The sequence below is a fragment of the Palleronia salina genome, assembly GCF_900141995.1.
In the GTDB taxonomy this organism is placed as follows: Bacteria; Pseudomonadota; Alphaproteobacteria; order Rhodobacterales; family Rhodobacteraceae; genus Palleronia; species Palleronia salina.
Window position 1 is genome coordinate 35,943 of sequence record NZ_FQZA01000017.1, and the last position, 17,369, is coordinate 53,311.

Annotated in this window: 19 protein-coding genes and 1 tRNA gene; 15 read left to right on the forward strand and 5 right to left on the reverse strand. The window is 67.0% G+C overall.

What is annotated here, in order from left to right:
• Positions 1 to 3 precede the first annotated feature (3 nt).
• The 7 genes from BUB76_RS16220 to BUB76_RS16250 are packed head-to-tail and all read left to right on the forward strand — an operon-like array spanning position 4 to position 5,811.
• The gene (locus BUB76_RS16220) at positions 4 to 762 is read left to right on the forward strand and encodes an SDR family NAD(P)-dependent oxidoreductase (protein ID WP_073130146.1); all 759 of its coding nucleotides are present in this window, start codon (positions 4 to 6) and stop codon (positions 760 to 762) included.
• The gene (locus BUB76_RS16225) at positions 759 to 1,724 is read left to right on the forward strand and encodes an alcohol dehydrogenase catalytic domain-containing protein (RefSeq protein ID WP_073130149.1); all 966 of its coding nucleotides are present in this window, start codon (positions 759 to 761) and stop codon (positions 1,722 to 1,724) included. The genes BUB76_RS16220 and BUB76_RS16225 overlap by 4 nt, the downstream gene beginning before the upstream one ends.
• 19 nt (positions 1,725 to 1,743) lie before the next feature.
• On the forward strand, positions 1,744 to 2,034 hold the full coding sequence (locus tag BUB76_RS16230) for a UxaA family hydrolase (RefSeq protein ID WP_073130152.1): 291 nt from the start codon (positions 1,744 to 1,746) through the stop codon (positions 2,032 to 2,034).
• A 46-nt stretch (positions 2,035 to 2,080) separates the two neighbouring features.
• Positions 2,081 to 3,262, forward strand: coding sequence for a UxaA family hydrolase (locus tag BUB76_RS16235; protein WP_073130156.1), 1,182 nt, complete (start codon positions 2,081 to 2,083; stop codon positions 3,260 to 3,262).
• 60 nt (positions 3,263 to 3,322) lie between these two features.
• Positions 3,323 to 4,336 carry an Ldh family oxidoreductase gene (locus BUB76_RS16240; protein ID WP_084140718.1) on the forward strand — a complete coding sequence of 338 codons (1,014 nt, stop codon included), beginning with the start codon at positions 3,323 to 3,325 and terminating at the stop codon, positions 4,334 to 4,336.
• Positions 4,329 to 5,372, forward strand: a complete 1,044-nt coding sequence (locus BUB76_RS16245) for a YeiH family protein (RefSeq protein WP_073130159.1) — start codon at positions 4,329 to 4,331, stop codon at positions 5,370 to 5,372. Before BUB76_RS16240 ends, BUB76_RS16245 begins: the two co-directional genes overlap by 8 nt.
• 25 nt (positions 5,373 to 5,397) lie before the next feature.
• The gene (locus BUB76_RS16250; protein ID WP_073130162.1) at positions 5,398 to 5,811 is read left to right on the forward strand and encodes a universal stress protein; all 414 of its coding nucleotides are present in this window, start codon (positions 5,398 to 5,400) and stop codon (positions 5,809 to 5,811) included.
• Between the two features lie 27 nt (positions 5,812 to 5,838).
• Here BUB76_RS16250 and BUB76_RS16255 read toward each other — a convergent pair whose 3' ends face one another.
• Positions 5,839 to 7,884: a TRAP transporter large permease gene (locus BUB76_RS16255; RefSeq protein ID WP_084140719.1), complete on the reverse strand. Its 2,046-nt coding sequence runs from the start codon at positions 7,882 to 7,884 to the stop codon at positions 5,839 to 5,841.
• Positions 7,885 to 7,888: 4 nt separating this feature from the next.
• The gene (locus BUB76_RS16260) at positions 7,889 to 8,464 is read right to left on the reverse strand and encodes a TRAP transporter small permease subunit (RefSeq protein ID WP_073130165.1); all 576 of its coding nucleotides are present in this window, start codon (positions 8,462 to 8,464) and stop codon (positions 7,889 to 7,891) included.
• A 203-nt stretch (positions 8,465 to 8,667) separates the two neighbouring features.
• Here BUB76_RS16260 and BUB76_RS16265 point away from each other — a divergent pair, with 203 nt between their 5' ends.
• The 3 genes from BUB76_RS16265 (at position 8,668) to BUB76_RS16275 (ending at position 11,385) form a co-directional block, all read left to right on the forward strand.
• Positions 8,668 to 9,780: a TRAP transporter substrate-binding protein gene (locus BUB76_RS16265; protein ID WP_073130168.1), complete on the forward strand. Its 1,113-nt coding sequence runs from the start codon at positions 8,668 to 8,670 to the stop codon at positions 9,778 to 9,780.
• A 98-nt stretch (positions 9,781 to 9,878) separates the two neighbouring features.
• Positions 9,879 to 10,562: a D-lyxose/D-mannose family sugar isomerase gene (locus BUB76_RS16270; protein WP_073130171.1), complete on the forward strand. Its 684-nt coding sequence runs from the start codon at positions 9,879 to 9,881 to the stop codon at positions 10,560 to 10,562.
• Positions 10,563 to 10,632: 70 nt separating this feature from the next.
• A complete protein-coding gene (locus BUB76_RS16275) occupies positions 10,633 to 11,385 on the forward strand; it encodes an SDR family NAD(P)-dependent oxidoreductase (RefSeq protein ID WP_073130174.1) in 753 nt (250 codons plus the stop codon).
• A 5-nt stretch (positions 11,386 to 11,390) separates the two neighbouring features.
• On the opposite strand, the gene BUB76_RS16280 is transcribed toward BUB76_RS16275, so the two are convergent.
• Complete coding sequence (locus BUB76_RS16280; RefSeq protein WP_073130176.1) at positions 11,391 to 11,663, reverse strand: metal-sensitive transcriptional regulator; 273 nt, start codon at positions 11,661 to 11,663, stop codon at positions 11,391 to 11,393.
• A 190-nt stretch (positions 11,664 to 11,853) separates the two neighbouring features.
• Here BUB76_RS16280 and BUB76_RS16285 point away from each other — a divergent pair, with 190 nt between their 5' ends.
• Both BUB76_RS16285 and purU read left to right on the forward strand, forming a co-directional pair.
• Positions 11,854 to 12,588, forward strand: coding sequence for a MauE/DoxX family redox-associated membrane protein (locus BUB76_RS16285; RefSeq protein ID WP_073130206.1), 735 nt, complete (start codon positions 11,854 to 11,856; stop codon positions 12,586 to 12,588).
• 93 nt (positions 12,589 to 12,681) lie between these two features.
• Complete coding sequence (gene purU, locus BUB76_RS16290; RefSeq protein ID WP_073130179.1) at positions 12,682 to 13,563, forward strand: formyltetrahydrofolate deformylase; 882 nt, start codon at positions 12,682 to 12,684, stop codon at positions 13,561 to 13,563.
• A 7-nt stretch (positions 13,564 to 13,570) separates the two neighbouring features.
• On the opposite strand, the gene BUB76_RS16295 is transcribed toward purU, so the two are convergent.
• Entirely contained in the window at positions 13,571 to 14,698 is a 1,128-nt protein-coding gene (locus BUB76_RS16295; protein ID WP_073130181.1) for a zinc-binding dehydrogenase, read from the reverse strand.
• A gap of 143 nt (positions 14,699 to 14,841) precedes the next feature.
• On the opposite strand from BUB76_RS16295, the gene BUB76_RS16300 reads away from it, so the two are divergent.
• Positions 14,842 to 14,918: transfer RNA gene (locus tag BUB76_RS16300), tRNA-Arg, on the forward strand.
• Positions 14,919 to 15,133: 215 nt separating this feature from the next.
• Here BUB76_RS16300 and BUB76_RS16305 read toward each other — a convergent pair.
• Positions 15,134 to 15,670 carry a tyrosine-type recombinase/integrase gene (locus BUB76_RS16305; protein WP_084140721.1) on the reverse strand — a complete coding sequence of 179 codons (537 nt, stop codon included), beginning with the start codon at positions 15,668 to 15,670 and terminating at the stop codon, positions 15,134 to 15,136.
• A gap of 681 nt (positions 15,671 to 16,351) precedes the next feature.
• On the opposite strand from BUB76_RS16305, the gene BUB76_RS16310 reads away from it, so the two are divergent.
• The gene (locus tag BUB76_RS16310) at positions 16,352 to 17,050 is read left to right on the forward strand and encodes a hypothetical protein (RefSeq protein ID WP_139250906.1); all 699 of its coding nucleotides are present in this window, start codon (positions 16,352 to 16,354) and stop codon (positions 17,048 to 17,050) included.
• A partial coding sequence (locus BUB76_RS18025) for a hypothetical protein (protein WP_214607549.1) occupies positions 17,050 to 17,369 on the forward strand: 320 nt, incomplete at its 3' end. The genes BUB76_RS16310 and BUB76_RS18025, both read left to right, overlap by 1 nt.

Below are 17,369 nucleotides of genomic sequence, written 5' to 3' on the forward strand. Positions count from 1 at the left end.
TCGATGGCGGTGCCCGGCCTTTTCGACGTGCGGGGCAAGGTGGCCCTGGTCACCGGCGCAAGCTCGGGGCTGGGCCGCCGGGCCGCCGACACGTTGTCAGGGGCAGGGGCGAACGTCGTGGGCGTCGCCCGCCGTCGCGAGGCGCTCGGGGACTGGCAGGCCGAGGCCCCCGAGGCCCGCGCCGCCGTGGCCGGCGACGTGGCCGCGCGTGCGGATTTCGATGACCTGGTCGCGCGGATCCGCGCGCCTTTCGGCGCGCCCGAGATCATCGTGAATGCCGCCGGCCTCAATACCCGGCAGGCGGCCGACGACGTGACGGCCGAGGGCTGGGACGCGACGCTGGCGGTGAACCTGTCGGCGCCGTTCTTCCTGGCGCAAGCCTTCGCCCCCGGGATGCGGGCAAAGGGCTGGGGCCGGATCGTCAATTTCGCGTCGCTGCAATCCTTCCGGGCGTTTCCGGGCGGCATCGCCTACGGCGCGTCCAAGGGCGGGGTGGCGCAGCTGACCCGCGCCATGGCGCAGGCGTGGTCGGGCCATGGCATCACCGCCAACGCCATCGGTCCGGGCTTTTTCCCGACCGAGCTGACGGCGGCGGTGTTCGACGACCCGGAACGCGCCGCCCGCAACGCGGCGCAGACCTGCGCGGGGCGCAACGGGCGGCCCGAGGACATGGACGGGCCGCTGCTGTTCCTCTGTTCCGACGCATCGGCTTATGTGACCGGACAGATCCTGATGGTCGACGGGGGGTTCACCGCGAAATGAAAGCTTTGGTTTATCAAGGTCCCGAGGAGCTGGTCTATCGCACCGTGTCGACGCCCCACGTGGCGCATGGGGCACAGGTCGTGCACATCCAGTCCTCGGGGATCTGCGGGTCGGACATGCACGCCTCACTGGGCCACGACGAACGGCGCCCGCCGCCACTGATCCTGGGCCACGAGGTCTCGGGCGTCACCGATGGCGGGCGGCGGGTCACCGTCAACCCGCTGGTCGGCTGCGGCGTCTGCCGGGCCTGCCAGTCGGGGCGCGACAACCTGTGTCCCAACCGGCAGATCATCTCGATGCCGCCGCGCGAGGGTGGCTTTGCCGAGGCCGTGGCGCTGCCCCCCGAGAACCTCGTCGACATTCCCGACACGCTCAGCTTCGACCAGGCCGCGCTGGCCGAGCCCATTGCCTGCGGCTGGCACGCGGTGCGGCTGGCGCGCGAGGCAGGCGGCAGCGCGCCCGCGCTGGTCATCGGCGGCGGGGCCATCGGCGTCGGCGCGGCGCTGTGCCTCGCCGCGCAGGGCGTGGACGAGATCACGCTGGTCGAACCGTCGGTCGCGCGGCGCGACTACCTCGCCCGTCACGTGGGGATCGATGCGCTGGACGCGGCCGCGCTGCACGACACGCCGCGCTTCAACCTGGTCGTCGATGCCGTGGGCATCGCCGCCACCCGCGCCATGGCGTCCAGCCACGTGCGCCCCGGCGGTGTGATCGCCCATATCGGGCTGGGCTCGGCCGAAGGCGGGCTCGATATCCGGCGCATGACGCTGCAGGAAATCACCTTCATCGGCACCTATACCTACACCTCCGCCGACTTCCGCGCGACCGTCGCGGCCATGGGCGACGGGCGGCTCGGGCGGCTCGACTGGACCGAGACCCGGCCGCTGGCCGACGGCGCCCGCGCCTTCAGCGATATCCGCGCGGGCACCGTCGCCGCGCCCAAGATCATTCTGAAACCGTAACCTCCCGAAGGAGACTGAAATGGCCGAAATACCCCATCTTCTGGTGCACGAGCACGACGACAATGTGGGCGTCGTCGTCGTCGAGGGCCTGACCGCGGGCACCGACATGCTGTGCTGCGTCACCCACGACAATTCCACCTTCCGCCTGAAGGCCGAGGCCGACGTGCCCATCGGCCACAAGATCGCCCTGAAGGATTTCAAGGCGGGCGACACGGCCATGAAATACGGCGAGGACATCGGCAAGATCATCGCCGACATCCCCAAGGGCCACCACGTCCACACCCACAACTGCAAGACCAAGCGCTGGTAAGACGCGCGGCCGCCCCGGCGGCGCGCCATCCCGAGAGGACACTGATATGGCATCGAAATATTCCAACATGACCGTCAAGGCCTACCGGCGCGAGAACGGTCGCGTGGGCGTGCGCAACCACGTCATCATCCTGCCCGTCGACGATATCTCGAACGCCGCCTGCGAGGCGGTGGCGAACAACGTCAAGGGCACGCTGGCCCTGCCGCACGCCTATGGCCGCCTGCAATTCGGCGAGGATCTCGACCTGCATTTCCGCACCATGATCGGCACCGGGGCGAACCCCAACGTCGCCGCCGTGGTCGTCATCGGGATCGAGCCGGGCTGGACCAGGCGCATCGCCGACGGCATCCGCGAGACCGGCAAGCCCGTGGCCGAGTTCAGCATCGAGCAGAAGGGCGATTTCGAGACGATCCGCGCCGCGAGCTGGGCCGCAAAGGAGTTCGTGCACAAGACGACCGAGTACCAGCGCGAAGAGGTCTCGATCTCCGAGCTTTGGGTCTCGACCAAGTGCGGCGAAAGCGACACGACCACCGGCCTTGGATCCTGCCCGACGGTCGGCAACATGTACGACAAGCTGCTGCCCGAGGGCATCACCGGCTTCTTCGGCGAGACCTCCGAGATCACGGGGGCCGAGCACATCTGCAAGACGCGCGCCATCAACGAGGAAGTGGGCGAGCGGTGGTACAATATGTGGAAGGCCTACCAGGACGACGTCATCTTCGCGCACCAGACCGATGACCTTTCCGACAGCCAGCCCACCAAGGGCAATATCGAGGGCGGCCTGACCACCATCGAGGAAAAGGCGCTGGGCAACCTCGAGAAGATCGGCCGCACGTCGCAATATATCGACATCCTCGACCCGGCCGAACGGCCGAACTCGGGTCCCGGCCTTTACTTCATGGACAGCTCCTCGGCGGCGGCGGAATGCGTGACGCTGATGGCTGCGGGCGGTGCCGTGATCCACACCTTCCCCACGGGGCAGGGCAACGTGGTGGGCAACCCCATCGTGCCGGTAATCAAGATCACCGCAAACCCGCGCACGGTGCGCACCATGGGCGAGCACGTGGACGTGGACGTGAGCGGTATCCTGCGGCGCGAAATGACCATCGACGAGGCGGGCGACGCGCTGATCGACAGCATCTGCCGCACCGCCAACGGGCGCTTCACCGCGGCCGAGGCGCTGGGTCACCGCGAATTTTCCATGACCAAGCTCTATCGCAGTGCTTGATCCCGCGGGCGGTCGCCCCCAAACGCGGGGGCGACCGCAACAGACCTTACGGATGACCCGATGCCCGACCCGATCCGCCTTGGCCTTGCCGAGGCCACCGACCTCCTGACCCAAGTCTTCGCCGCCTGCGGCTGCACGCCGGCCGCCGCCGTGTCGGTGGCCAGCGCGCTGGTCGCGGCCGAGGCCGAGGGGCAGTCGGGCCACGGGTTCAGCCGCGTGGCGGACTATGCCGCTCAGGCGCGCAGCGGAAAGGTCGTCGCCGACGCGACGCCGGTCCTGGAGCGTGCCGACGGAACGGCGCTGACCGTCGATGCGGGCTTCGGCTTCGCCTATCCGGCGCTAGACCTGGCGCTGACCGCGCTGGTCGAAGCCGCGAATACCCACGGCACCGCCTCGGTCGCGATCCGCAATTCGCACCATTGCGGCGCGCTGTCGGTGCAGGTCGAGAAGATCGCGCAGGCCGGGCTGGTGGGCCTGATGGTCGCCAACGCGCCCGCCGCCATCGCGCCCTGGGGCGCGCGCACGCCGATCTTCGGCACCAATCCCATCGCCTTCGCCGCGCCGCGCGCCGTGGGCGCCGCGCCCTTGGTCATAGACCTTTCGCTGTCGAAGGTGGCGCGCGGCAAGGTCATGCATGCCCGCAAGTCCGGCCAGCCGATCCCCGAGGGTTGGGCCTTCGACTCCGATGGCAATCCCACCACCGATCCCGAGGCCGCGCTGGCCGGGACTATGGCCCCCATCGGCGGCGCGAAGGGCACCGCGCTTGCGCTGATGGTCGAAGTGCTGGCCGCGACGCTGACGGGCGCCAATGCCTCGCGCGAGGCCGGGTCGTTCTTCACCGCGGATGGCGAGAGGCCCGGCACGGGGCAGTTCCTGCTGGCGCTGCGCCCGGGCGATCCGGGCGGGTTCGCGGACCGGCTCGAGTCGCTTCTGACCGACATCGCCGCGCAGGAGGGCGCCCGTCTGCCCGGCACGCGCCGCGCCACCGCCATCGCCCGGGCCGAGGCCGAGGGCATCGACGTGCCCGCCGCCTACGTGGACGAGGCGCGCGCGCTGGCCAGCAGCCATGGATGAGACGGCGGGAAACTCGCGCCTCGCGGCGCTGCAGGACCGGGCGCGCGTGGTCTTTCCGGGCCTGCTGGTCGCGCTGCTGATCGCGCTGGCGTCGAAATTCGTGTCGGAGCATTACGGCGCGCCCGCGATGCTTCTGGCGCTGCTTTTCGGGATGTCGTTGAATTTCCTCGGGACCGAGGATCGCACGCGTCCCGGCGTCGAGTTCGGGGCGCGGCAGGTGCTGCGCCTCGGCGTGGCCCTTCTGGGCGCACGGATCAGCGTCGAGCTGTTGTCGAGCCTCGGCGCAGCCGTGGTTCTTCTGGTCGTCGCCGGGGTGCTGCTGACCATTGGTTTCGGGATGCTGTCGTCGCGCATCTTCGGGTTCCGCTACCGCTTCGCGTTCCTGTCGGCCGGAGCCGTGGCGATCTGCGGCGCGTCGGCGGCCATGGCCATCGCCGCCGTCCTGCCGCGCGACGACCGGTCGGAACAGCGGCTGATCTTCACCGTGGTGGGCGTGACGCTTCTCTCGACGCTGGCGATGATCGTCTATCCCATCCTCGCGCAGGCCATGGGCATGAGCGACCGCATCACCGGCATCTTCATCGGCGCGACCGTCCACGACGTGGCGCAGGTCGTCGGCGCCGGTTTTTCCGTCAGCCAGGAGGCCGGGGATACCGCGACCCTGGTCAAGCTGCTGCGCGTGGTCATGCTGGCCCCGGTCGTGCTGGTCACGACGCTGGTGGTCCGCTCGGTCGCCGGGGCGGAACCGGGGGAGGGCAAGCGCCCGCCGCTGGTGCCGGGCTTCGTGCTGGGGTTCATCGCGCTGGCCGTGCTCGCATCTCTCGGCGCCATCCCGGCGCCAGTGGTCGACGCGGCGTCCACGGCCTCGGGCTGGCTGCTTCTGGCCGCGATCGGGTCGGTGGGGATGAAGACCATGCCGAAGGACATCATGAACGTGGGCGCGCCCGCGGCCCTGTTTCTCGTGGCCGAAACCGCCTTCCTGGCGGTCTTCATCCTGCTGGGCCTGACGGTCCTGACCGGATCGGCGCCCGGCTGAATCCCTGCGCAAGGAGGCATCGCAGATGTATGGCAATATCCTGATCGCCGTGGCGCTGGACCACGAAGAGCTGGTTCCCGGCAAGATCGCCCTGGCCCGAAGGCTTCTGGCCGATGGGGGGCGCATCACGCTTCTGACGGTGCTGGAGAACGTGCCGGGCTTCGTGGCCGAGTTCGTGGACATGAAGCCTGAGAACCACCTGCGCGCGAAGGTCCTGCAGCGGCTCGAGGCGGCCCATGGCGGCGCGCCGGATATCAAGGTCGCGGTCGAGACCGGCAAGTCGGGCGTGGTGATTTCCCACTATGCCGAAGCGCAGGGCACCGACCTCATCATCGTCGGATCGCACAAGCCCGGGCTACAGGACTACTTCCTCGGCTCGACCGCTGCGCGGGTGGCGCGGCGTGCGCCGTGCTCGGTCATGATCTTCCGCGAGGATTGACGGGCGGGCGCACGGGCCGCCCGCCGTCTAGTTGCCGAAGTTCAGGCCAGGCGTGGCGTCGCTCTCGCTGTCCTGCGGGTCCGCGTCGCCGCCGCTCGTGTCTCCACCGCTGCCGCCGAAGTTGAACCCACCGGTCGCGTCGCCGCGGGTCCCGGCGTCCTCCGCACCGCCGGTGCTGTCGCCGGAGGTCTCGCCGCCACCCCCACCGAAGTTGAAGCCACCATCGCCGCTGCTGTCGGCCCCACTGGACGACGTGCCTCCGCCGGACGCCACGCTGTCGCCGTTCGACGCGCCGCCGCCGAAGTTGAACCCGCCGGTGGCATCATTGCCGCCACCCGAAGACTCCCCGCCGCCGGAGCCGCTGCCGCCACCGAAATTGAACCCGCCGGTCGCGTCGTTCGAGCCGCCCGACGAAGTGCTGCTGCCGCCGCCCCCGCCGCCGCCGAAGTTCAGCCCGCCGGTGGGATCACCGCTGGGGGCCGGGGCCGATTGGCGCGCGGCTTCGCGGTCGGCCTTGTAGTGGGTGACAAGTGACGGCACCGAGATCACCAGGATGATCAGCAGGAAGTTGATCGCGATGAAGGGCAGCACGCCCTTGTAGATCTCGTTGGTGCGGATGCGCGGCAAGGTCTGGCCGGTCTGCTTGTCCTGCCAGTCCTCGGTCGGCGCCACGGATCGCAGGTAGAACAGCGCGAAGCCGAAGGGCGGCGTCAGGAACGAGGTCTGCAGGTTCATCGACAGGATGACGCCGAACCAGATCAGGTCGATGCCCAGCGTGTCGGCCACCGGCGCCAGCAGCGGTACCAGGATGAACGCGATCTCGAAGAAGTCGAGGAAGCATCCCAGGATAAAGACCACGATCGTCACGACAACGAGGAAGCCGAACTGGCCACCGGGCAGGCCCAGCAGCAGCTCTTCCAGCCAGACCTGCCCGTTGACGCCGTAGAAGGTCAGGCCGAAGACCCGCGCGCCGATCAGGATGAACAGCACGAAGGCGCTGAGCTTGGCCGTCGCCTCGACCGCCGAGCGCAGCATGGGGAAGGTCAGCCGCCGCTTGCCGATGGCCAGCAGCAACGCGCCCACCGCGCCCATGGCGCCGCCCTCGGTCGGCGTCGCGATCCCGAGGAAGATCGTGCCCAGCACCAGGAAGATCAGGGCCAGCGGCGGGATCAGGACGATGACCACCGTCTCGGCCAGGCGCGACAGGAGGTTCAGGTTGAAGAAGCGGTTAGCCAGCGCGATGCCGTAGCAGATCAGCACCGAGAAGGCCGAGGCGAAGACGATCCGCGTTGCATTCGCGTACTCGGTGAACAGCACCCACATCCCGAGGTAGTAGAGCACCACCGACAGCACCGCCATGACGACCAGCGACAGGACGCCCGAGCCCAGCTTGCGTTCTTCCGGGGGAAGCGCCGGGACGGCGTCGGGCTTGATGAAGGTCAGAAGCAGGATGTAGGCGCAATAGGCCGCGATGATGATGAGCGCCGGATAGATCGCGCCCAGGTACATGTCGCCGACGCTGACGCCCAGCTGGTCGGCCATGACGATCAGCACCAGGCTGGGCGGGACGATCTGAGCCAGGGTGCCCGCAGCCGCGATGGTGCCGGTGGCGGCGGGCGCATCGTAGGAATAGCGCTGCATGATCGGGAGCGAGATCAGGCCCATGGCGATGACCGACGCCGCCACGACGCCGGTCGTCGCCGCCAGAAGCGCGCCAACCAGCACCACCGCGAAGGCAACGCCGCCGCGCAGGGGGCCGAACAGCTGGCCCACCGTGTCGAGCAGGTCCTCGGCCATGCCGGATCGCTCAAGTATCAGGCCCATGAAGGTGAAGAACGGGATCGCCAACAGCGTGTCGTTCGACATGATCCCGAAAACCCGCTCAGGCATCGCGCGAAGAAGCGGCCAGAACAGGTTGATTTCGTTCGAGTAATCGGAAAGCCCCACGCCAACCACGAAGTAGAACAGCCCGCCCGCGGCAAGGGTCAGCGCCACCGGGTAGCCGAGGATCAGCATGCCCATCACCGAGATGAACATGATCGGGGCGAGGTTGTGTGCGATAAGCTCGATCATGGCCTTACCCCCGGTTTCCGGCTTCTTTCGCCGCGGGCGGCAGGTCGTCTTCCTTCTGCGGCGGATCGGGCAGGTCCAGATGGCCGGTCAGCATCGCGGCCTTCTTGATGATCTCCGACACGCCCTGCGCCGCGAGCACGATGAACCCCAGCAGCACCCAGATCTTGGCGGGCCAGCGGATCAGCCCCCCCGCGTTCGAGGACTGTTCGCCGCTGGTGTAGGACGACACGAAGAACGGCCAGGCGAGATAGACCATCAGAACCGCGAAGGGCATCAGAAACAGGATGTGGCAAATCAGGTCGATCCGGACCCGGGCGCGCGGGCTCAGCCGCTGCGACAGCACGTCGACGCGCACATGCTCGTCCTCGCGCAGGGTCCAGGCGGCGCACATCATGAAGACCGCGCCGAACAGGTACCACTGCGCCTCGAGCCAGGCATTGGACGAGATGTTCAGGGTTTTGCGGATGATCGCGTTGCCCGCCGAGACCAGGACGGCGACGAGTATGAGCCAGGCGAAAGATCGGCCGATGATGCCGTTCACGCGGTCGATGGCACGGGCGATCCCCAGCAGTCCGGACATCAGCGTCTCCTCCCAATTCGTCCGCGCCTGCGCGCGTTCGCCGGGAAAAGGGTGGGCCGCGTCCCGGCTGCGTCAAGGGCGCGAGGGCGGGCACCGGCGCGGGACCGCTGCCATCGCGGATTGCGGGGATTCCGGCTGGAAAGGCGCGGGCCTGACCCTAGGTCGATCGCCATCAATCGAAGCAATTCGCAAGGGAGAGAGCCATGGATCGTCGTCGTTTTCTGAAGACGGCCACGCTGGGCAGCGCGGGGGCCACGGGCCTTGCCGCACCGGCCATCGCACAGGAGAATCCGCAGATTAGCTGGCGGATGACATCATCGTTCCCCAAGTCGCTGGACACCATCTACGGCGGCGGGGCGGACGTGGCGCAATACGTGCGCGAAGCCACCGACGGGGCCTTCGACATCCAGGTCTTCGCGGGGGGCGAGATCGTCCCCGGCCTGCAGGCCGCCGACGCGGTCCAGAACGGCACGGTCGAGATGTGCCACACCGCCGCCTACTACTACGTCGGCAAGTCGCCGACCTGGGCGCTGGGCGGCGTGATCCCCTACGGCCTGAACAACCGGGGCATGAACGCCTGGCTGTATTACGGCGGTGGACTGGACCAGCTGAACGAGTTTTACGGCAAGAACGGCCTGCACTACCTGCCCGCCGGCAATACCGGCGCGCAGATGGGTGGCTGGTTCCGCAACGAGATCAACAGCCTGGCCGACATGGAAGGCCTGCAGATGCGCATCGGTGGCCTCGCGGGCCGGGTGATGGAGCGCGTGGGCGTGGTACCGCAGCAGGTCGCGGGCGGTGATATCTACCCATCGCTGGAGCGTGGCACGATCGACGCCGCCGAATGGGTCGGCCCCTACGATGACCAGAAGCTCGGCTTCTACCAGGTCGCGCCCTATTACTACTATCCCGGCTGGTGGGAGGGGAACCTGACCCTCTGCTGCTTCGTGAACCAGGAGCAGTGGGACGGTCTGCCCGACCGCTACAAGGCGTTGCTGCAAACCGCGAGCCGCGCCGCCAATACCGAGATGATGGCGGAATACGACTACAAGAACCCCACCGCCCTGCGCGAGCTCGTGCAGAACGGCGCGCAGCTGCGTCGCTATCCCGACGAGGTGCTGAATGCCACCTACGACGCGGCGATGGAGCTTTATTCCGAGCTGCGCGAAAGCGAGCCCGACTGGGGCCCGATCTACGACAGCATGATGGCGTTCCAGGCCGAGCATTTCCTGTGGCAGCAGGTGTCGGAGTCGACCTTCGCCCAGTTCATGCAGGCCAAGCAGAGCGCGGGCGAACTGCCGGCCCAGCAGCAGTAAACCGCGCCCCTGCGCGCGACACCGGCCCCCGGCGCGACTTGCGCCGGGGGTCTTTTTGTTCCTATCGCTGTCGGGGTCACAGCCGGAAGGAACGCGCCATGAAACGATCCCGCATCAACCAGATCATGGCCGAGGCCGACGCGATGATCTCGCGCCACGGCTTCACCCTGCCGCCCTTCGCGCGCTGGTCGCCGGAAACCTTCCGCGACCGGGCCGATGCGGCCGCCCACGTCATCGACAGCCGCTGCGGCTGGGACATCACGGATTACGGGCAGGGCGATTTCGACGGGATGGGCCTGTTCCTGTTCACCCTGCGCAACGGCCTCCTGTCCGATCTGCAGGGCGGTGGTGGCATGTGCTACGCCGAGAAACTGCTGATCTCGCGCCGCGACCAGCTCAGCCCGCTGCACACCCATGTCATCAAGGCCGAGGACATCATCAACCGGGGCGGCGCGACCCTGGCGGTGCAGCTTTACGGGTCGGACGACGCGGGCAACCTGGCGCGCGACCGCGGGGGCAGGGTGCTTTGCGACGGCATCGCCCGCGACTTTGCTGCCGGCGAGGTGCTGACCTTCGCGCCGGGCGAAAGCATCACCCTGCGTCCCGGCGACTGGCACGCCTTCTGGGGCGAGGGCGGCGACGTTCTGATCGGCGAGGTCAGCACGGTCAACGACGACGAGACCGACAACATCTTTGCCGAGCCCATCGGCCGGTTCTCGGAGATCGAGGAAGACGAGCCCCCGGTCCACCTACTGGTCAGCGATTACGCCCGCTGGCTGTGATCGAGGTTCTGGAAATCGGTGCGAAACCTGTCAGGGTGGCGCCGAAACACGCGGGGAGGAAAGCGTAACCATGTCACTTCTTTCGGGAAAATTCGCCATCGTCACGGGGGCCGCGTCGCCGCGCGGGCTGGGCAAGGCCACGGCCAGGGCCTTTGCCGATCACGGCGCCACCGTTGCCATCCTGGACCTCGACGAAGGGAACGCGAAGGCCGCGGCGGCCGACCTGGGCGACGGCCATGTCGGGATTGCCTGCAACGTGACCGACAAGGCCGCCTGCGAAGCGGCGGCGGCGCAGTTGCTGGATACCTGGGGCCGTATCGACGTCCTGGTGAACAACGCGGGCATCACCCAGCCCCTGAAGATCATGGAGATCGAGCCCGGCAACTACGATGCGGTGCTGGACGTGAACCTGCGCGGGACGCTTTACATGACGCAGGCCTGCATCCCGGCGATGCGCAAGCAAAAGGCGGGCAGCGTCGTCAATCTTAGCTCGGTTTCGGCCCAGCGGGGCGGGGGTATCTTCGGCGGACCGCACTATTCGGCCGCGAAGGCGGGTGTCCTGGGGCTGACCAAGGCCATGGCACGGGAACTGGCGCCCGACCAGGTGCGGGTGAACGCCATCTGCCCGGGCTTCATCGACACCGACATCACCGCCGGCAAGCTGACCGACGAGATGCGCGCGCAGGTGCTTGCGGGCATTCCCATGGGCCGGGCGGGAACGGCCTCGGACGTGGCGGGCTGCGCGCTGTTCCTGGCCTCGGACCTGTCGGCCTATTGCACCGGAACCGAGGTCGACGTGAACGGCGGTTCGCTCATCCACTAGGGCGGTCACCCGCCTGTCTTTTGCAGCAGCGCGATGAGTTCGTTGAACTTTTCGCGCTGCTCTTCCGCGTCGCCAGACGCGATGGCGTCGGTCACGCAGTGCCGCGCGTGGTTTTCCAAAAGCAACCGCTCCACCCCTTTCAGGGCCGACCGCACGGCGGCGGTCTGCGCGAGGATATCGACGCAATAGCGATCGTTCTCGACCATCTTGGCGATACCGCGCACCTGGCCTTCCAGCCGGGCCAGCCGATCCAGCGTCTTTTGCTTGTTTTCCTGCATCCTGGTCCGTCCCCGGTCTGCTGCCTGTTGCATATACCTATAGGGGGTATATGTATGCGGCAAGAGAAAGTGCAACACGGCCGCGAAGGAGATACCCGTGAAGGACCTGACCGATACGCCCGAGGTCGACAGCCCCGACATCGCCCGCGACAAGAGCCGGGGCGTCGGCAAGACCGCCGCGCTCTACCGGATGGCCATGCCCGGCCACCTGTGCCCCTTCGGCCTGAAGTCGAAATCCCTGCTCGAGCGGAAGGGCTACACGGTCGACGACAACCACCTGACCAGCCGCCCGCATATCGACGCCTTCAAGGCCGCGCATGGCGTGCAGACCACGCCGCAGGTCTTCATCGACGGTGAGCGCATCGGCGGATACACCGAGCTGAAGGAACATTTCGGCCAGCGCGTGCTGAAGAAGGGCGAAACGACCTATCGTCCCATCGTGGCGATCTTCGGCTCGACCTTCCTGATGGCGCTGGCGGTGGTGCTGAACCTCTACGAGGGCTTCCCGATCCTGACGCTGGCCAAGTGGTTCTTCGCGATCTCGATGGTGGCGCTGGCGATCCAGAAGCTCCAGGACGTGGGCGGCTTCGTGAACGGATTCCTGGGCTACGACCTGCTGGCGCGCCGCTACGTGCCATACGGCTATGCCTATCCGTTCCTGGAGCTCTGGGCCGGCGTGGGGATGATGGCCCTCATCGGCACCGGCAGTGCGCTGATCTGGGCCGTGGCGCCCGTGGGCCTGTTCATCGGCACCATCGGCGCGATCAGCGTCATCAAGGCGGTCTATATCGACAAGCGTGAACTGACCTGCGCCTGCGTCGGCGGCGGATCGAACGTGCCGCTGGGCTTCGTATCGCTGTCGGAAAACCTCATCATGATGCTCATGGGCGTCTGGATGCTGGGCGCCTGGGTCGCGGCGTCGTAAACGGCACGGCAAGGGGCGCGCTTTGGCTTGCCGAGCGCGCCCCCCGAGATGACAAGGCGCAAAACGCCCACCCTTTCGGAGCCTTGCGCCCACATGACATATGCCCTTCGCGTCCGCTGCCCCTCGACCCGCGGTATCGTCGCCGCCGTCTCAACCCTGCTGGCCGAACAGGGCTGCAACATCATCGACAGCGCCCAGTTCGATGACCAGAAGACCGGCAATTTCTTCATGCGCGTCAGCTTCGTGTCCGAGAAGGGCGCCAGCGCGACGGATGTCGAAACGGCCTTCGCCCCGGTGGCGAAGAGCTTCGACATGGAGCTCGAGATCTTCGACGAGGCGATCAAGCGCCGCGCGATCATCATGGTCAGCCGCTTCGGCCACTGCCTGAACGACCTGCTGTATCGCTGGCGCATTGGCGCGCTGCCCATCGACATCGTGGGCGTGATCTCGAACCACCTGGATTACCAGAAGCTGGTGGTGAACCACGACATCCCGTTCCACCACATCCGCGTCACGCCCGAGAACAAGCCGCAGGCCGAGGCGCGGATCATGGAAGTGGTCGAGGATACGGATGCCGAGATGGTGGTCCTGGCCCGGTACATGCAAATCCTGTCGGACCGCATGTGTCGCGAGATGTCTGGCCGCATCATCAACATCCACCACTCGTTCCTGCCCAGCTTCAAGGGCGCCAACCCCTACAAGCAGGCGTTCGAGCGTGGCGTGAAGCTGATCGGGGCCACCTCCCATTACGTCACCGCCGACCTGGACGAGGGCCCGATCATCGAGCAGGACACGGTGCGCGTCACCCACGCCCAGTCGGCCGGCGATTACGTGTCGTTGGGCCGCGATGTGGAGGCGCAGGTGCTGGCCCGCGCGATCCACGCCCACGCCCATGGCCGCGTCTTCCTGAACGACGACAAGACGGTCGTTTTCCCGCCGCAGCCGGGATCCTTCGTGTCCGAGCGGATGGGCTGAGCCGGGATCAGTCGAAGATCACGACCTGGCGCACGGCCTGCCCTGCGGCGAGCCGTTCGAACCCCTCGTTGATCTCGTCGAGCCGCAGCCGGTGGGTCACCAGCTTTTCCACCGGCAGCTTGCCCTGCATCATCATGCGGGCGAAGCGCGGGATATCGCGCACCGGCACGCAGGAGCCCACGTAGGATCCCTTGAGCGTCCTTTCCTCGGTCGTCAGCGATACCGGGGGCAGCGCCATCCGCGCGTCGGGGTGGGGCAGGCCGGCCGTGACGGTCGTGCCGCCGCGCCGGGTGATGTCGTAGGCGAATTGCAGGGCAGGGGCCGCGCCCGCCAGCTCCACCGCCAGGTGGACGCCGCCGCCGGTGATATCGCGCGCGGCCGCGACCGCGTCCGGCGCGGCGGGGTCGATGGCGTGGGTGGCCCCCAGCTCCAGCGCCAGCGCGCGCTTGGCCGGGTCAAGGTCGGCCGCGACGATCTTGCCCGCGCCGGCCGCAACCGCGCCCAGAAGCCCGGCCAGCCCGACGCCGCCGAGCCCCACGATCGCGCAGGCCTCGCCCATGCGCAGCGCGCCCGAGTTCAGCACCGCCCCCACGCCCGTCAGCACTGCGCAGCCCAGCAGGGCGGCGCGGTCCAGCGGGATATCCTTGTCGATCCTGACGCAGGAGTTCTCCGACAGCACCGCGTGGGTCGAGAAGGCCGAGACGCCCAAGTGGTGGTGTATTTCATCGCCCTCGACCGCGATCCGCCGGTGGCCACCCAGAAGCGTCCCCGCCGCACCGGCCGCCGCGCCCGGTTCGCACAGGGCCGGGCGGCCCTCGGCGCAGGGCACGCAATGGCCACAGGACGCGATGAAGACCGTCACCACGTGGTCGCCGGGCGCCAGCCGCGTGACGTGGGGGCCGACCGCCTCGACCACGCCCGCGCCCTCGTGGCCCAGCGCCAGCGGCGTGTCGCGCGGGCGGTCGCCGTTGATGACCGACAGGTCCGAATGGCACAGACCGGCCGCCGCCATCCGGATCCGCACCTCGCCCGGTCCGGGCTCGGCCAGTTCGGCCTCGACCAGCTCCAGCGGGCGGCTGTCGGTATAGGGCCGCGCCGCGCCCCGTTCGCGCAGGATCGTGATGGTCGTTTTCATGGCCCCTCCCGTGGCTCGCCTCGCCGGCATGAAGCCACACTGCCGGCCCCACGGCAATGTCGGCAGAGTGGCGGCGCCCGTCTCCGATTTTTCCAACATTTCGCCTTGCACCCGGTCGCGCGGGGCAGTATCCCGCCCGCAACGCGCTGGTAGCTCAGTTGGATAGAGTATCTGACTACGAATCAGAGGGTCGGGGGTTCGAATCCTCCCCAGCGCGCCACCGCCTCTTATAAAGCGTTGTTTTTAAGGCACTTTTCCTGGGTTTGTCTATGGAAGACTGAGGCTTAGACAATTTGCGGAGTGTGGTCCGGCTCGGGATCATTTCGTTGTTCGTTATCACCATGGACTTTTCCGTTGAGATGTTGCCGAGCGGCGACACGGCGGACGACGAAAAGGGCCGCACATCGTGCGGCCCCGTTGCTTGCTGACGCGGTGTCACTCTTTCAGAAAAAGCCCGGTCTCCAAGACCGACGGTTCCGGAGCCGATTGGTTCGGCGTGAGGATGCGACGCCTCTCGGCCTTCTTCGTGTAGCGCTCGATTTCCTTCAGGGTCTCATGACCGCTCCATGCGGCGATCTGATGGATATTGGCGCCGCGCTCGGCATGAAGGATCATCCGGCTCTTCCGAAGTCCGTGGGATGTCTTGCCGGCCGGTAGCTTGGCCATCCGAGCCCGCTCCGAGAACCACTGCGAGGCTCCCTTGCTCGACCGGGCCTTGCCATGCTCGGTGAGCATGAACGTTGCCCGACGCGGCCCCATCGCGTCGATGGCGCGCCGCAGATGCACGAGGTCTTCCGCCACGGCGAAGTGCGGCAACGCGCGGTCGAAGGGCACGGAAACCTCGCTCTTGGTCTTCTTCTGGACGAAGACCAGCCAGCCATCTTCATCCACATTCGTCGGCCTTTTCCAAGTCTTGGAACTCAACGGTCGTCGGTTGAGATTCAGATTCAGCCACTCGCTGGCAGAGGCCACGGCGCTCTACACCAAGGCAAAGTTCGCTATCCTGGACTGTGGGGTTATCGCTCAGCTTCACTCGCCCTCGCAGGTCTACTTCTACTCGCGCGCAGAGATGGTGCAGCGCCAAAAGCGGCCGATTTTCTACCTACCCGGTGTGTGTCCGGTGAATGAGCCCTGGAACCAGTCTAAGCGCACGTGGCTGGCTGCGGCTTCACGTGTCGGAGCAATCCTCGGGCATCACTACATCTTCATCCCCGAACTCGATGACCTCTGCGAGCATGTTGTGCGTGTCCGGGTGAAGATCGTTCATAGCCGGACCGAATGGTCCCAAGGACGCCTCTTTCCTCGCCGCGCGCCCGAACCCGTGAGCATCGTCTCCAACGGAGGCAGCCGCACGTTGACAAGGGGTGAGCTGAGCAAGAGGGCAAACTGGACCCTGGTCGATGGGCCCGCGCCGCGGCCTGCATCCTGACCTGAGCGAGGCAAGGGCATCAATTGAATGGCACAGTGTTTCTTGGACGTCCCCGCAATTCGCTCCTTGCTGCGCAATGAAGGCGACCGACGACAGCATTTCATTCCGCGCGTGAATGCGCTTCAGGTTGCCGAGACCGCTCATAACTCATTACGCTGAAAAGATAGGATTGGTGATTATCCCGGGGAAACGCCTTCATGCGATTTTGTGGCCGCGCCGATGAGATGGCGCAGATTGTCGACCGCTGGCATCGTGCGAGCAAAGTCGAGGCACCGGAGCCACAGCTCGTCGTCCTGAAGGCGGAACGCGGCGTAGGGAAGACCCGGCTGGCCCTGGAGTTCTATGGCTGGCTCAGCGAGACCTTGGATGGTGTCGGGCGCGAGGGATACTGGCCCGATGGTGTCGAGATCCTCGGTCGCAGTATCGACGTCAATCCTGATCCCGATGTCTGCCGCTACGACGTGCCGATCCCGTATCTTTGGTGGGGGCTGAGAGCATCGGACAAGGACGCAGAGAACGGAATCGCCGGGGATGCAATCGCGACCTATGACAAGTTTCTCGCGCCGCATCTCGTGGCGTTGACGATGCGGGCCAAGATGATGAGCTCGGGCAAGGCCATTCTTGAGGTCTGGCGCGACGTTGCCAAGGGCGAGGCCGCCAGTTGGAGCGGCTACGACACGGTGGTGTCGGTCGGTGAAGGTTTGCTGAAGACTGCTGGAATTCTCCGAGGCACGCTCAGGTCATCCGACGGAAGCGCACGCAACGAAGCAGGCAAGCGTGCGATGAGCCGTGTCGACGCCGTCATGCAGGACCTCGGCTCGAGAACGACAGCGTGGATGCGGATGTTGAGGAACAGGTTCTCACCTTTGGCCTCGCGGCGCAGACGTTCGCCGGAGATGACCACAGGGACCGTCATTACCTGATGCTGGCTCTGGCGCACTTGGCGCGGGCGGAGGCGGGACGTTACTCCCACGAGGCGGCAGTCGAGGCTGCATCCACATTCTATGCAGTATATCGGCGTGATCCTGCTGCGGCGAACGAGATCAACACATGGCTCCTCGCGGAGTGTGCCATCCTGCTTCGAGATGAGGGCCGCGTGAACGAAGCCCTTGAAATGCTTGATCCGCTCTTAACCCGCCATCGCGACCTGGCGGAGCGGCTGAAGACGCCGGAGAGCCTGCGGGACCTGTCGGTGTCGCTGGACAACGTGGGTCGGGCGGCGCAGACGGCCGGAGACCATGC